Below are 15,666 nucleotides of genomic sequence, written 5' to 3' on the forward strand. Positions count from 1 at the left end.
GCGTGTGGAGGCCGAGCTGGCCGACCAGAAGGCCCATCTGGCCCGCGTGGTCAACGCCATGCCCGACATGGTGTTCTTGAAGGATGCCAGCGGCGTGTACCTGTCCGTCAATCCGGTGTTCGAGCGATTTGCAGGCAGGTCGGAGCGGCAGATCGTGGGCTGCAACGATTTTGACTTGGTGGCCCCGGCCGAGGCTGAGCGCTTTCGCAAATACGACCAACGCGCCATGCAGGCTTGGCAGCCGCTGGTTTACGAAGAAACACTGACCTTTGCCGAAGATGGCTACCGAGGCCAGTTCGAGACCATCAAGACCCCCATCCGTGACCTGACCGGCCGGGTGACGGGGGTGCTGGGGGTGTGCCGCGACATCACAGACCGCAAGCGCGCAGAACAAGAAATCGAGCGCCTGGCCTTCTTCGACGCCCTCACAGGCCTGCCCAACCGCCGCCTGCTGCTGGACCGCCTGCAACGCTCCATCGCCGCCTGCCAGCGCACCAAGAACCTCGGCGCCCTGCTGTTCATCGACCTCGATAACTTCAAAGACCTCAACGACACCCTGGGCCACGACATGGGCGACCAGCTCCTGTCCCAGGTCGCCACCCGCCTGGTGGGCAGCGTGCGCGAAGCCGACACCGTGGCCCGCTTTGGCGGCGACGAATTCGTCGTCATGCTCGAAGCCCTGGCCCCCGACCTGCAAGACGCCGCCACCCAGGCAGAAACCGTGGCCGAGAAACTCCTGGCCAGCCTGAACCAGCCCTTTGAGCTCGACGGCGCCCAGCACTACAGCACCCCCAGCATCGGCATCACCCTCTTTGGCGACGAACGCCTCACGGTGGACGAACTCCTCAAACGCGCCGACCTGGCCATGTACCAGGCCAAGGCCGCAGGGCGCAACACCCAGCGCTTCTTCGACCCCGACATGCAAGCGGCCGTCAACGCCCGCTCCAACCTGGAAGCCGACCTGCGCCAGGGCCTGGCCCGGGGCGAACTGCTGGTGCACTACCAGCCCGTCGTGGACCACCAATCCCAGCTCATGGGCGCAGAAGCCCTGGTGCGCTGGCGCCACCCCCAGCGCGGAATGATCAGCCCCGGCGACTTCATCCCCCTGGCCGAACAGACCGGCCTGATCCTCCCTTTAGGCCAATACGTGCTGCAAACCGCCTGCGAACAACTGCAGCGCTGGGGCCAGCACGAGGCCACCGCCCACCTGTCCATCTCGGTCAACGTCAGCGCCCGGCAGTTCAGGCAACCGGGCTTCGTGGCCGAAGTGCTGCAGACCCTCAAGAACCACCACGCCGACCCCCGCAAACTCAAGCTCGAACTCACCGAAAGCCTGCTGCTGGGAGACATCGAAGACACCATCGCACGCATGGTGCAGCTCAAGAGCGAAGGCGTGGGCTTTGCGCTGGATGACTTCGGCACCGGCTACTCATCGCTCTCCTACCTCAAGCGACTGCCGCTGGACCAGGTCAAGATCGACCAGAGCTTTGTGCGGGACGTGCTGACGGATCCCAACGACGCGGCGATTGTGCGGACCATCCTGGCGCTGGCCAAGAGCCTGGATCTGGAGGTGGTGGCCGAGGGGGTGGAGACGACGGGGCAGCTGAGTTTCCTGAGGCTGCATGGGTGTGAGGGGTTTCAGGGGTATCTGTTTGGGCGCCCGGTACCCATGGATGTGTTTGCGCGCGAACACCAGCTGGGCTTGTTTGCCCAGCCCGCGCTGGCCCTGCCGGAAGGACGCAAGCCATGACCGAGCCGGGCATTCTCTGGGTGGACAGCGACACGCAGCATGCAGCGGCAGCGCGGCATCTGATCGCCACCCGCTACCCCGACTGGCGTGTCGTGAACAGCCCCACACCCGAGACCGCCCGGGCGCCGCTGGCGTCGCAGGCCTGGGATGCCGTGGTGTTGTGCTTCAAGCCTTCGGTGCAGGACCTGCCCGGCGTGCTGGAGCTGTGCGCGGGCCGTCCGGTGCTGATGTGCATCGACGCCCACCAGGAGGCATTGGCCGCACGCGCGTTTCGCTGCGGGCTGGGTGACTACATGGTGCGCGAGGCAGATGGTGTGGCACACCTGCCGGAGCTTTTGCACCGTTTGGCCGTGCTGCTGCAGGGAGCCCAGGGGCAGGGCCAGCCTGTTCGCATGGTGGACGCCCGCATCTGGCAAGAGGCGCTGACTTTGCTGCAGGAGCAGCGCACGGCCCTGCAGGCCACCCTGGCCAGCATGAGCCAAGGCATCTTCAAGACGGCGCCGGATGGCAGCATCACCGTCTACAACCAGCGTGTGCTGGAACTGCTCAACCTGCCCGAATCGCTGATGGCCACGCGGCCCACGCTGGCCGACTTGACCCGCATCCAGGCCGAGCGTGGTGACTTTGGCGAAGGCCACCGCCTGGTGGACCGGCGCGGGCATGACTACGTGGCAGGGGGGGCCGTGGCGCCTGCGCCCGCCGTCTACTGGCGCACCACATCCGATGGCCGCACGTTTGAAGTGCGCACCACCGGGCTGCCCGATGGGGGTCTCGTGCGCACTTTTGCGGATGTCAGCGACTACGTGCGCGTTGAGAACGAGTTGCGTGAGAGCGAGGCGCGCTTTCGATCGCTGAGTGACCTGTCGTCCGACTGGTACTGGGAGCACGACGCCGAAGGGCGCTTTGTGCAGCTGGCGGGCGACCTGAGCGTCAATGGCATACCGCTGTCCAACGTGATGGGCCGCACGCGCTGGGAGATCGGCGCGCTCAACATGACCGAGACCGACTGGGCTGCGCACCGCGCGGTGCTGCAGGCCCACCAGCCGTTTCGCGATCTGGAGCTGCAGCGTCAGCGGCCCGATGGCAGCATGCACTGGATCTCGGTCAGCGGTGTGCCTGTGTTTGACGCGCAGGGCGCCCTGTGGGGCTACCGGGGCGTGGGCCGCGACATTACTGAGCGCAAGCGGGTCGAGAGCCAGATCGAGCAGCTGGCGTTTTACGATGTGCTCACCGGCCTGCCCAACCGCCGCTTGCTGGTGGACCGGCTGCAGCGCGCCACGGCGGCCGTGGCACGCTCAGGCGCTCAAGGGGCTCTGCTGTTCATCGACCTGGACAACTTCAAGGACCTCAACGACACCCTGGGCCACGATACAGGCGACCAGCTGCTGGTGCAGGCGGCCCAGCGTCTGAAGGCTTGCGTACGCGAGGCTGACACCGTGGCACGGTTTGGCGGCGATGAATTCGTGGTGCTGGTGGAAGGCCTGAGTGCCGATGGCCCGCACGCCAGTGCCGAGGCCGCGCTGGTGGCCAGCCATATCGCCACCACGCTGGGCAAGCCCTACGCGCTGGGCGATACCAGCCACCACAGCACCCCGAGCATCGGTATTGCGCTGTTTGGCCAGCAGACCGTGAGTGTGGACGAGCTGCTCAAGCACGCGGACCTTGCGATGTACCAAGCCAAAGCTGCAGGGCGCAACACCCAGCGCTTCTTCGACCCCGACATGCAGGCTGCAGTGAGCAACCGTGCGGCCCTGGAGGCCGACCTGCGCCGAGGTCTGCAAGACAAGGAACTGGTGCTGTACTACCAGCCCGTGGTGGACGGCAAGGGCCGCCTGCAGGGCGCGGAAGCCCTGGTGCGCTGGAAGCACCCCCGGCGTGGGCTGGTGTCGCCAGCTGAATTCATCCCGCTGGCCGAGCAGACAGGGCTCATCCTGCCGCTGGGGCAATGGGTGTTGCAGGCCGCTTGCGAGCAGCTGGTGGTGTGGTCACGCAGCTCGCTCACGCGACAGTTCTTCCTGTCGGTGAACGTGAGCGTGCGGCAGTTTCGCCAGCCCGATTTTGTGGAGCAGGTGCTGGGCTCGCTGCAGTCCAGCGGGGCCAACCCCGAGCGCCTGAAGCTGGAACTGACGGAAAGCCTGCTGCTGGCCGATGTGGAGGATGTGATCTCGCGCATGGAGTACCTGCGGCGCTATGGTGTGGGCTTCTCGCTGGACGACTTTGGCACCGGCTATTCCTCCCTGAGCTACTTGAAGCGCCTGCCGCTGGACCAGCTCAAGATTGACCAGAGTTTTGTGCGCGATCTACAGACCGACCCCAACGATGCCGCCATCGTGCGAACCATTCTTGCGCTGGCGCACAACCTGGATCTGGCCGTGGTGGCCGAAGGCGTGGAGACCACGGGCCAGCTGGAGTTCCTGCAGCGCCATGGCTGCCAGGCTTTCCAGGGCTACCTGTTTGGCCGCCCCATGCCACCAGAGGTTCTGGAGCGGGCACTGCGGCCTGCGCTGTGACGAGCGACGTATGGCGTGGTGTGGTGTCTGGATGTGGTTGCAGGGCCCCTGCGCCATGACAAACATCCAGGCTCGCCCGCACGGCACAATCGGTGCATGAAGAAGCAGGTATTGGTCGCCGGTGGCGGCATTGGCGGCTTGGCCGCCGCGTTGGGCGCATCGCGCGCGGGGTGGGATGTGCGGCTGTACGAACGCGCGGCAGCATTCAGCGAAGTGGGCGCCGGCGTGCAGATCGGGCCGAACGTAGTGCGCCGCCTACAGGCCTGGGGCCTGCAGCAGCCGTTGCAGGCAGTAGCCGCGTTCCCCAGCCGCTTGCAGGTGCGCAACGCCGTCAGTGGCAAGGAACTGGCCGTGCTGCCGTTGGGCCCCACGGCGGTGCAGCGCTATGGGGCGGCCTATGCCACCATCCACCGCGCCGACCTGCATGGCCTGCTGCTTTCCGCCGTGACCAAATACACCGACACGCAGTTGCATCTGGAGCACGCCATCGACGGATTCACCGATGCCGAGGGGGTCGTGACTGTTCGCACCAGCCGGGGCAAGGAGGTGGAAGGCGATGCGCTCATTGGTGCCGATGGCCTGTGGAGCCGCACGCGCACCCAGCTGCTCGGTGCCGTGCCGCCCCGCGTGACAGGGCACCTGGCCTACCGCGCGCTGGTGCCGCAGCATGCGCTGCCCGATGCATTGCGCACAGGCCAGGTCACCGCCTGGCTGGGTCCGCGCCTGCATGCTGTGCAGTACCCCGTGCGCCGGGGCGAGCTGCAGAACATCGTCGTCATTGTGCAAGGCCCCGCGCCGCACGATCTGGAAAACTGGGACCACGCTGCCAATGCTGCGGGCCTGGAGCACGCCCTGCAAGGCACCTGCACGGCGCTGCAGGATGTCGTGCGCAGCGTAGGTGCCGCCGGTGGCCCCGGCTGGCGCCTGTGGCCGCTGTGCGACCGCCCACCGGTGCGCGCTGCCGACGAGATGGCGCAAGGCCTGGTGGCCCTGCTGGGCGATGCGGCTCACCCCATGCGCCCCTACCTGGCCCAGGGCGCTGGCATGGCCATTGAAGACGCGGCCGAGCTGCAGCGTGCGCTGGCCATGCACGACCTGGACGTACCGCTGCGCCTTACCCGCTACGCCCTTAACCGCTGGGAGCGAAACGCCCGGGTGCAGGCGCGCTCCATCCGCAACGGCCGCATCTTCCATGCCACCGGGCCTGTGCGCTGGGGCCGCGATCTGTCGCTGCGCCTGCTGGGCGAGCGGTTGCTGGATGTGCCCTGGTTGTACCGGGGCGATGGCTCCAGCGCCAGTTCGTTGTGAGTTCATTGCGGTGGGCGGGGTGGTGGTAACTGCCCGCCTCGAGCCGCCCGGTTCATGACCCTGCAGGGTGGGTGAACAGCGCCGCCAGGTTGTCAGGATATTCCCTATCCGGGGCAACCCCTGCATGCGCTGCGCGGGATGAACTTTGCGCAGTGTGCCACGCTCTATCCCTGTGTGTGCAAAGCCCCGAAAAGGCAACGGATGCGCCAGCGAATTTGCTGTTCAAGCGCACGCCGTGGTGCTACAAAGGGCCAAGCCGGTAGCGATTCCCACTGCAACACCGTGGCACCACCCGAGCCCGCCGGGGGTGCCGCCACAGGAGGTCGTATGGATGCCATCAGCAGTTTCGCCGCGCGTTATGCCCGTAGCCGCGAAGAGGAAATGTCGATTGACGAGTACCTCGCCGAGTGCAAGCGCGATCCCATGGCCTACGCCACGGCCGCCCAGCGCATGCTGGCCGCCATTGGCGAGCCCGAGATGGTGGACACGCGCAATGACCCGCGCATGTCACGGCTTTTTGCCAACAAGGTGATCAAGCGCTACCCGGCCTTTGCCGAGTTCTACGGCATGGAGGACGCCATCGAGCAGGTGGTGAGTTTCTTTCGCCATGCTGCGCAAGGGCTGGAAGAGCGCAAGCAGATTCTTTATCTGCTGGGCCCTGTGGGTGGCGGCAAGAGTTCGATCGCGGAGCGGCTCAAGCACCTGATGCAGAAGGTGCCTTTCTATGCGCTCAAGGGCTCGCCGGTGAACGAATCGCCGCTGGGCCTGTTTGATGCGCTGGAGGACGGCCCCGTGTTGGAGGAACAGTTCGGCATCCCCCGCCGCTACCTGCAGCGTGTGCTCTCGCCGTGGGCGGTCAAGCGGCTCGACGAGTTTGGCGGCGACATCCGCCAGTTCCGCGTGGTCAAGCGCTACCCCAGCATCTTGAAGCAGGTGGGCATTGCCAAGACCGAGCCGGGCGATGAGAACAACCAGGACATCTCCAGCCTGGTGGGCAAGGTGGACATCCGCAAGCTAGAAACCTTTGCGCAGGATGACACCGACGCCTACAGTTACAGCGGAGGCCTCTGCCTGGCCAACCAGGGCCTGCTCGAATTCGTGGAAATGTTCAAGGCACCCATCAAGGTGTTGCACCCGCTGCTCACGGCCACGCAGGAGGGCAACTACAAGGGCACGGAGGGCTTTGGCGCCATTCCGTTTGACGGCGTGGTGCTGGCGCACAGCAACGAGAGCGAGTGGAAGGCATTTCGCAACAACAAGAACAACGAGGCGTTTCTGGACCGCATCTACATCGTCAAGGTGCCGTACTGCCTGCGCGTGAGCGAAGAGACCCGCATCTACGAAAAACTCATCCGCGAGTCGTCGCTGGGCAACGCCGTGTGCGCGCCGGGCACGCTCAAGATGATGGCGCAGTTCGCCATCCTCACGCGGCTGAAGGAGCCCGAGAACTCCAGCATCTTCAGCAAGATGCAGGTGTACGACGGCGAGAGCCTGAAAGACACCGACCCGCGCGCCAAGAGCTACCAGGAGTACCGCGACTACGCAGGCGTGGACGAGGGCATGACGGGTATATCGACCCGCTTTGCGTTCAAGATTTTGTCGAAGGTGTTCAACTTTGACAGTGCCGAGGTGGCCGCCAACCCGGTGCACCTGATGTATGTGCTGGAGCAGCAGATCGAGCGCGAGCAGTTCCCTGCCGAGCTGGAGACCAAGTACACCAGCTACATCAAGGAGTTCCTGTCCCCCCGCTATGCCGAGTTCATTGGCAAGGAGATCCAGACCGCCTACCTGGAGAGCTACAGCGAGTACGGCCAGAACATCTTTGACCGCTACGTGACCTACGCAGACTACTGGATCCAGGACAACGAGTACCGCGACACCGACACCGGCGAGGTGTTTGACCGGGGCGCACTCAACGCAGAGCTGGAAAAGATCGAGAAGCCTGCAGGCATTGCCAACCCGAAGGACTTTCGCAACGAGATCGTCAATTTTGTGCTGCGCGCGCGCGCCAACAACCAGGGCCAGAACCCCAGCTGGACCAGCTACGAGAAGCTGCGCCTTGTGATCGAGAAGAAGATGTTCTCCAACACCGAAGAGCTGCTGCCCGTGATCAGCTTCAACGCCAAGGCCAGCGCCGAAGAGGCGCGCAAGCACGAGGACTTTGTCACCCGCATGGTGAACAAGGGCTACACGCCCAAGCAGGTGCGGCTGTTGTGTGAGTGGTACTTGCGTGTGCGCAAGAGCAGCTGATCAAGGGACTGGATTGCCAGCGCAGCCCTGCGGGCGCTGGTTCATGCATGGGGGCAACGGATGGCATTGCAAATCATCGATCGCAGGCTCGCTGGCAAGAACAAGTCGGTGGGCAACCGCGAGCGATTTGTTCGCCGTTACAAGGAACAGATCGCGGACGCGGTGCGCCGTGCTGTCTCGCAGCGCGGCATCCGCGACATGGAGCAGGCCGAGAGCATCACCATACCGCGCAAGGACATCAGCGAGCCCGTGTTCCACCATGGCCAAGGCGGCATCCGCGACACGGTGCACCCCGGCAACGCAGAGCATGTGCGCGGCGACCGCATCGAACGGCCCCAGGGCGGAGCGGGCGGGCGCGGCTCGCAGGCCAGCGACAGTGGGGAGGGCGAGGACGACTTCACCTTCACGCTGACCAAGGAAGAGTTCATGCAGCTCTTTTTTGAAGACCTGGCGCTGCCGCACCTGCTGCGCACCCACATCGGCGAGAACCCGCAGTGGAAGTCGCGCCGCGCGGGCTACAGCCAGGATGGAATCCCCAACAACCTGGCTGTGCTGCGCACCATGCGCGGGGCGCTGGGGCGGCGCATTGCGCTGGGCAAGTCGACCCACCGCGAGCTGCTGGCGCTGCAGGCCGAGCTGGACGCCCTGCTGGCGCAGGACGACGGCACGAGCGAAGCGGTGGCCGAACTGCAGCGCCGCATCGATGCGCTGACGGCGCGCATCGACAAGATTCCGTACCTCGACCCCATCGACCTGCGCTTTCGTGCGCGTACGCCGGTGCCAGTGCCCAGCAGCCAGGCGGTGATGTTCTGCGTGATGGACGTTTCGGGTTCCATGGACGAGACGCGCAAGGACCTGGCCAAGCGGTTTTTCATCCTGCTGTACCTGTTTCTCACGCGGCACTACGAGACCATCGACATCGTGTTCATCCGCCACCACACCCAGGCGGCCGAGGTGAGCGAGGAGCAGTTCTTTCACTCCACCGAGAGCGGCGGCACCGTGGTCAGCAGCGCGCTGGCGCTGCTGGACCAGATCATCCGTGCGCGCTATCCGCAGGGCGACTGGAACATCTACGTGGCCCAGGCCAGTGATGGCGACAACTTCACCAACGACAGTGGCATCTGCCGCAACCTGCTGGTGGACAAGATCCTGCCGCTGGTGCGCTACTTTGCCTATGTGCAGGTGGCAGAAGAGGAGCAGAACCTGTGGGACGAGTACAGCCAGTTGATGCCGCTGTTCTCCCACTTTGCAATGCGCAAGGTCGCCGCACCCGGCGACATCTACCCGGTGTTCCGCGACCTCTTCAAGAAAGAGGGGGTGGCCGCATGAACAACGTTGTGCAGTATCCGGTGCTGGAGCGCCGCATCAGCGACAACCCCTGGAAGGCCGCCGCCGTGGGTGAGCGCCGCCACCGCGCCGTGCCCGGCCAGCCCCTGCCTGCGGGCGCGCGGCCTGCCGAGCCGTTGCCCGACCCGAGCGACTGGACGTTCGAGCTGATCGAGCGCTACCACGCCGCCATTGCCGCCACGGCAGAGCGCTTTGGCCTCGACACCTACCCCAACCAGCTGGAGATCATCACCGCCGAGCAGATGATGGATGCCTACTCCAGCGTCGGCATGCCGGTGAACTACCGGCACTGGAGCTACGGCAAGGAGTTTCTGGCCACCGAGCGGCGCTACCGGCGCGGGCACATGGGGCTGGCGTATGAGATCGTCATCAACTCCAACCCCTGCATCAGCTACCTGATGGAGGAGAACACCACCGCCATGCAGGCGCTGGTGATTGCGCATGCGGCCTACGGGCACAACAGCTTCTTCAAGGGCAACTACCTGTTTCGCATGTGGACCGACGCGTCCAGCATCATCGACTACCTGGTGTATGCCAAGGACTACGTGGCCCAGTGCGAAGAGCGCTACGGCATGGCCGAAGTGGAGCGGCTCATGGATTCGTGCCACGCGCTGGCCAACTTTGGAGTGGACCGCTACCGCCGCCCCTCCAAGAAGAACCTGGCGCGCGAACGGCTGGAGCGCGCGCAGCGCGAGGCCTATGCCCAGCAGCAGGTGAACGAGCTGTGGCGCACCCTGCCCATGCGTCCTGGCAAGGAGGATGCCACGCAGGAGCACAACCGCTTTCCGCAGGAGCCGCAAGAGAACATCCTGTACTTCATCGAAAAAAACGCGCCCCTGCTGGAACCCTGGCAGCGCGAGATCGTGCGCATCGTGCGCAAGATCGCGCAGTATTTCTACCCGCAGCGCCAGACCCAGGTGATGAACGAAGGCTGGGCCACGTTCTGGCACTACACGCTGCTCAATACGCTGTACGACGAGGGCTACCTGAGCGACGGGGTGATGATCGAATGGCTGGGCTCGCACACCAACGTCATCTACCAGCCGCCCGTGGGCCACCGCGCCTACAGCGGCATCAACCCCTATGCGCTGGGGTTTGCCATGTACCGCGACATCCAGCGCATCTGCCAGAACCCCACGGAGGAGGACCGGCACTGGTTCCCTGACATCGCGGGCACACCCTGGCTGCCCGCGCTGGACCACGCCATGCGCAACTTCAAGGACGAGAGTTTCATCGGCCAGTACCTCAGCCCGCATCTGATGCGCGAGATGCGTCTGTTTGCGCTGCACGACGATGCCAACGAGCGCGAGCTGGTGGTCAGCGAGATCCACGATGAGAACGGCTACCGCCGCCTGCGCCAGATGCTGTCGCAGCAGTACGACCTGGGCACGCGCGAGCCCAACATCCAGGTCTGGAACGTGAACCTGCGCGGCGACCGCAGCCTGACCCTGCGCCACACCCAGTTCCAGGGCCGCCCGCTGGCCGACGACACGCAGGAGGTGCTGCGGCATGTGGCGCGCCTGTGGGGTTTTGGGGTGCAGATCGAGAGTGTGGATGCCGATGGCAACCATCCCGTGCTGCTGCACTCGGTGGCCTCATCGGCCGCGTGAACAACAGGGGCTGAGCGGGGGGGAGGTGGCAGCGCGATGCGCGCCTGCAGACCTGCTGTACGCGCCATGGGCCAGCGCCCATTTCTTGCAGGATGATTGCTATTAAATATATAGCTGTATGCGCTTATTGGATAGGCGCTAAGGCCTGTTTTGCTTGATATTTTGGAGGCTGCCGACGATGAGGGACCATTGCGCCATTCAGGCGGCGGCAGCGGCCCCACGCAGTGGGCAGTCCGTGGCCACCCGCTCGGCCAGAGTCTGGCGCAGGGCCTGCAGCGCGGCAATGCGTGCGTCGATCTCCTGCAGCTTCACTGCCAGCACCTGGGCCAGCGCTGGGCCGGGGTCGGCGGCGTCCCAGATGGCGGGCAGCCGGTCGCCAATCTCTGCCAGCGTAAAGCCCAGCTGTTGCGCGGTGCGGATGTACTGCACCAGCATCGCCGTTTCGGCCGGGTAGTCGCGGTAGCCATTGACCAGGCGTCGCGATCGGATGAGGCCTTGTTGTTCGTAAAAGCGCAGTGCCTCGCGGCTTAGGCCGGAAGCATTGGCGAGTTCACCGATCAGCATGGGGGTTTCCTGTGGCGTGAAAACAAATGCCACCCCTGGAAGGGGCTTGACCCTGAAGCGTACTTCAGGGCTGAACCTCGGGGCTTCTTTCATCCCCAGGTTGATCCTCATGCCCTTATCTTCAATTTCCACTCCGCGCTACCTGCGTATCGTGCGCGCCAGCGGCTGGTACGACCTGCTGGTGACCTGGCCTTTTGCGATGCCGTGGACCTTTGCGTGGCTGTATGCCCAGTTGGGCATGTTGGCCGCCGTGCTGGGCCTGCCCGGCACCCTGCACCCGTTGGACACCACCCACATGTTGCTGGCCAACCTGCTGGGGTCGGTGGTGGTTGTGTGGTCGGTGGCGCGCATCGTGGCGCCCACGGTGCTGCTGGGGCGGCTGGATGGCGTGGCGCGGTTTCTGTTTGCGGCCTGGCAGATCTATGCCGTGGCCCACGGCGCCAATGTGATCGTGCTGGGCTTCACGCTGTTTGAGCTGCTGTTTGGTGTGCTGCAGTGGTGGCGCGTTGCGGGCACGTCCCCAACACGGGTCAGTGCGCTGGCACCGGCAGGCACCTGAACGCCAGGGCGCCTGTCGCCAGCATGGCGGCAATGGTCAGCATCACAGCCACATACGGGTCTGCGCCCTGTGCGGCGGCGATGGAGGCTGCCACGCCGGTCACCCACTGCATCAGTGCCACGCCCAGAAACAGCGCCATCGTGAACACCGCCATGGCGCGCCCGGTGACGGCGGGTGCGTAGGCCGAACGCACGTCTGAATACTGCAGCACCATGTAGCCCGACAACAGGCCCACCGCGATGGAGCCCGCCACGTCCAGCCACTCGGCGTGCAGCAGGCCGATGGCACCGAAGAGGGTTGCCAGCAGCACCGTGAAGCCCGTGATCCAGCGGCGGCGTTGGCCAGGCCCGGGGTCGAGCCGCCCGAACAATGCCGGTGTGAACAGCGACACCAGCGACGACAACATGGCCACATTGCCGCTGGCCACCAGCGAATAGCCATGCCGCTCAATGAGCAGCGGCCCCAGCCACAGCCCGCGCAGCGTGAGGAAGGAGGCATACGTCGTCAGCGCCAGCAGCATGATTCCGGCGGTGTGCGGCAGCAAGAACAGCGCGCCAAACCCGCGCACCGCCTGCAGCACCGATTCGCGCGGGGGCGCATTATGCGTGGGTTGCGCGGGCTCATGCACCTTCCAGAAGATCAGCAGCCAGGCCAGTGCCGCAAAACCCGCCAGCACCGCAAAGCCCATGCGCCAAGACGACAGCTGCACCAGCCACGCCAGCGGCGTGCCCGTGAACAACATGCCCAGCCCACCCACACCCATGGCCACGCCCGAGACCATCGCAAACCGGCTGGCCGGAAAGTAGCGCGCAATGAACACTGTGCACACCAAAAACGCGGGCGCGCAGCCGACGCCGATCAGCACCTGCCCCAGCAGCACCGCGCCATAGCCGGGCGCCAGCGCCGACAGCACCGAGCCCGCAATCGCCAGCGGAAACGCCACCAGCAGCGTGCGCCGCACACCGTAGAGGTCGATGCCGATGCCCATGAAGAGCTGCATGGTCCCGAAGGCGAATGCGAACGCTCCGGCAAACACGCCCAGCGCCTGCGCCGACAGGCCGAACTCTGCCCGCAGGCCCGTGGCCATGATGGCCGTGATGGTGCGAAACGCCTGGCTCAGCGCAAAACCCGTCACCAGTGCCAGCAGCATGGCCCAGGCGGCGCGGAGGGGGAGCAGTGGGGTAGTGGGTGTGGGGGGCGGGGGCACCTGCACGGTGGTGGGTCTCCAAAAAGGGGTGGCAACAGGCTGCCCCGTTTCGAGCGTACATGGACAGGACGGTGACCGCTGTCTCGCGTGAATCGCAGGGGTTGCCGGGTCCGCCAATCTGCACCAGACGGGAGCGGCCGACGGGCGCGTGGGGCAGGCAGTAGGGGCGTTGGGGGAGGGATAAGGGTCGTGACTTGCGCAAACCAGGGCTCGGGCCAGCGGCTCACCGTTGGGCAAGGGCCGCTGTTTCATCCCGATTTGCGGAGGTACTAAGGGTATGTCCCGAGCCGTCGCCGCAGGCGCTCCAGTCGCCAAGGTGACGTGGCGTTTTGGGGCCAAGCTGCGCGCAATCGGGTGCCAGGCCCGTGCATTGCAACCATGCGTGCCTGCAATGCCGTGTTGGACGGGGCAGTCTTGCCCGTCATCGGGGCGCCACGGAGCGAAGTCAGACTTTAGAGAAGACTCTCGATGTGGGGATCACCCCAATCGACGGGGCGTGGACCGTGCGGCACTCTCATGGGCATGCCCTGCGCTGGGTGTGGATGGCGGCTGAAACCGTTCCTCGGTTTCGGCTTCTCGCCTGCAGCGGAGTGGTGGCAAGGTTTGTGCTTGGGAGCCCCCAGTGACCCCGGTGGTCGGTGGCCACAAGCAGTTTGCAGGTTGGAGTGTGTGCCGCAATGCACATCGCTACTCAGGAGTGACTGATGAAGAAGATGGTTTCGCTGTGTTCAGGTGCGCTGGCAACGCTGTTGATGTCGGGATGCGCAAGCCAGCCGCCCGTGATGCAGGCCTTTAGCGAGCCAACGGACCGCGGCAGCATGCAGTTCGCCTGCGGCAATGGCGAAAAGGTGGAGATGCAGTTCTACCCCGAGCAAGGCCGCAGCGTGTTGCGGCGTAGCGGCTGGACGGTGGAACTGCCCAAACAAGCCACGGAAACCGGCTACGCCTTCAGCAACGGCCCCACCACCGTGCTCGGCAAGGGCAATGAGCTGACCATCCAGATTGGCCATCTGGCACCGATCTGGTGCCGTAGCAACCGCCCCATGATGGTGGCGGGGGTGCAATAGGCGGGCTGCAGAGCAGGCCACCCCCGCTCCCGGTGGTTTCGGGTTGCGGCATTCTTCAAAAACAATAGCTGCCAGCGCCTATGAACAAGGCGCTGGTGGCTTTTTTTATGGGTAATTTCTAGGTCGCTTTTCCAGGTGGTGGGGTGATGCGGCTCGGCACTCTCACGCTGCCGCTGTGAACGAATTCATGCACCACTGCGCAGCCGCTGCAACTCGGCCTCCGCAACGTCGATGCGCACCGTGCCCTGCGCCACCAGCACCTGCGCGACGCGGTCGATCTCGTCGCCCGCGGCGCCCGCCATCATCGCGATGTTCTGCGCGTGCAGGGCCATGTGCCCCTTCTGGATGCCGGTAGTGGCCAGGGCCTTCATGGCCGAAAAGTTTTGCGCCAGGCCCACGGCCGCAATGATCTGGGCCAGCTCGCGGGCCGACGTGACGCCCAGAATCTTGAGCGCTGTCTTGGCCGTGGGGTGCAGCTTGGTGGCGCCGCCCACCAGGCCCACGGCCATGGGCATTTCGATGGAGCCTGCCAGGTCGCCGTCGTTGGTCACCTCCCACGTTGTCAGGCTGGTGTAGTGGCCGCCGCGTGCGGCGTAGGCGTGGGCACCGGCTTCTACCGCGCGCGTGTCGTTGCCGGTGGCCAGCACCACGGCGCTCACGCCGTTCATGATGCCCTTGTTGTGCGTTGCGGCGCGGTAGGGGTCGGCTGCCGCAAAGTGGTAGGCCGCAAGCATGCCGTCGCGTACGGCCTCGCCGCCGATGTCTCCCGTGCGCCACACGCAGCGCGCGCGCGCCAGGCGCCGGTCGGCCAGGTTCGACAGGATGCGCAGGTTGGTCTGCCCGCCCGTCCATGCCGCAATCTGCGGCGCAATCTTTTCGGCCATGGTGTTGACGGCATTGGCGCCCATGGCGTCGCGCGTGTCCACGATGAGGTGGGTGATCACCATGGTGCCGCCGCGTGTGTCGATCACCCGCACCTCCAGGTCGCGGAAGCCGCCGCCCAGCTTGACGAGGATGGGGTCGCAGGCATCGCACAGCGTGCGGATCTCTTCCTTGTGCTCCAGGATGCGGATGCGCGCGTGCTGCGGGTCAGACACCTGCGTGAGCTGGATCTGCGCAATCATCTCGGTGCCCGACATGGACGTGATGAAGCCACCATGGTCATAACACTGGCGTGCCGCGTTGCACACCGCGGCCACCACCGACGATTCTTCGGTGGCCATGGGGATCAGCCGGTCTCGGCCGTCGATCTTCATGTTGGTGGCAATGCCCACGGGGATGTTCATCGTGCCGATGACGTTCTCGATGAGGTGGTCGGCCAGTTCGGCAGGCAGGTTGCCCGTGTTCAGCAGTTGGGCCTTGTCGTCGTCGCCAAGGCCCGCAAACTGGGCCACGGCATCGATGCGTGCCGGAATGGCGAGCTTGTGAAAACCGCCGATGCGGCTGGTGGGGTGTGCGGTGGAAGTCATGGAAGTGTTTGGGATAAATGGGTGA

At 65.2% G+C, this 15,666-nt stretch carries 11 protein-coding genes; 8 read left to right on the plus strand and 3 right to left on the minus strand.

Features of this window, described 5'->3' with window-relative positions; all coding sequences use genetic code 11:
* From C8C94_RS00005 to C8C94_RS00030, 6 genes are all read left to right on the plus strand, one after another.
* Positions 1-1,750: bifunctional diguanylate cyclase/phosphodiesterase (locus tag C8C94_RS00005; protein WP_121419242.1), on the plus strand; the 1,750-nt coding region annotated here is incomplete at its 5' end.
* Positions 1,747-4,260 carry a bifunctional diguanylate cyclase/phosphodiesterase gene (locus C8C94_RS00010; protein ID WP_121419243.1) on the plus strand — a complete coding sequence of 838 codons (2,514 nt, stop codon included), beginning with the start codon at positions 1,747-1,749 and terminating at the stop codon, positions 4,258-4,260. The genes C8C94_RS00005 and C8C94_RS00010, both read left to right, overlap by 4 nt.
* 96 nt (positions 4,261-4,356) lie before the next feature.
* On the plus strand, positions 4,357-5,568 hold the full coding sequence (locus tag C8C94_RS00015) for an FAD-dependent monooxygenase (RefSeq protein ID WP_055401739.1): 1,212 nt from the start codon (positions 4,357-4,359) through the stop codon (positions 5,566-5,568).
* Positions 5,569-5,895: 327 nt separating this feature from the next.
* The gene (locus C8C94_RS00020; RefSeq protein WP_121419244.1) at positions 5,896-7,818 is read left to right on the plus strand and encodes a PrkA family serine protein kinase; all 1,923 of its coding nucleotides are present in this window, start codon (positions 5,896-5,898) and stop codon (positions 7,816-7,818) included.
* A gap of 60 nt (positions 7,819-7,878) precedes the next feature.
* The gene (locus C8C94_RS00025) at positions 7,879-9,147 is read left to right on the plus strand and encodes a YeaH/YhbH family protein (protein ID WP_121419245.1); all 1,269 of its coding nucleotides are present in this window, start codon (positions 7,879-7,881) and stop codon (positions 9,145-9,147) included.
* The gene (locus C8C94_RS00030) at positions 9,144-10,775 is read left to right on the plus strand and encodes a SpoVR family protein (protein ID WP_121419246.1); all 1,632 of its coding nucleotides are present in this window, start codon (positions 9,144-9,146) and stop codon (positions 10,773-10,775) included. The genes C8C94_RS00025 and C8C94_RS00030 overlap by 4 nt, the downstream gene beginning before the upstream one ends.
* Positions 10,776-10,973: 198 nt before the next feature.
* On the opposite strand, the gene C8C94_RS00035 is transcribed toward C8C94_RS00030, so the two are convergent.
* Positions 10,974-11,339: a MerR family DNA-binding protein gene (locus C8C94_RS00035; protein WP_121422604.1), complete on the minus strand. Its 366-nt coding sequence runs from the start codon at positions 11,337-11,339 to the stop codon at positions 10,974-10,976.
* Between the two features lie 109 nt (positions 11,340-11,448).
* Here C8C94_RS00035 and C8C94_RS00040 point away from each other — a divergent pair, with 109 nt between their 5' ends.
* Positions 11,449-11,898 carry a hypothetical protein gene (locus C8C94_RS00040; protein WP_121419247.1) on the plus strand — a complete coding sequence of 150 codons (450 nt, stop codon included), beginning with the start codon at positions 11,449-11,451 and terminating at the stop codon, positions 11,896-11,898.
* Here the strand turns inward: C8C94_RS00040 and C8C94_RS00045 are convergent.
* Positions 11,870-13,048, minus strand: coding sequence for a nitrate/nitrite transporter (locus C8C94_RS00045; protein ID WP_121419248.1), 1,179 nt, complete (start codon positions 13,046-13,048; stop codon positions 11,870-11,872). The genes C8C94_RS00040 and C8C94_RS00045 overlap by 29 nt on opposite strands.
* Before the next feature lie 761 nt (positions 13,049-13,809).
* On the opposite strand from C8C94_RS00045, the gene C8C94_RS00050 reads away from it, so the two are divergent.
* Positions 13,810-14,172 carry an MliC family protein gene (locus C8C94_RS00050; protein WP_055394413.1) on the plus strand — a complete coding sequence of 121 codons (363 nt, stop codon included), beginning with the start codon at positions 13,810-13,812 and terminating at the stop codon, positions 14,170-14,172.
* Positions 14,173-14,357: 185 nt separating this feature from the next.
* Here C8C94_RS00050 and C8C94_RS00055 read toward each other — a convergent pair whose 3' ends face one another.
* On the minus strand, positions 14,358-15,641 hold the full coding sequence (locus tag C8C94_RS00055) for a hydroxymethylglutaryl-CoA reductase, degradative (protein ID WP_121419249.1): 1,284 nt from the start codon (positions 15,639-15,641) through the stop codon (positions 14,358-14,360).
* Positions 15,642-15,666: the final 25 nt, after the last annotated feature.

The sequence above is a fragment of the Acidovorax sp. 94 genome (assembly GCF_003634645.1).
GTDB classification, from domain to species: Bacteria; Pseudomonadota; Gammaproteobacteria; order Burkholderiales; family Burkholderiaceae_C; genus Acidovorax; species Acidovorax facilis.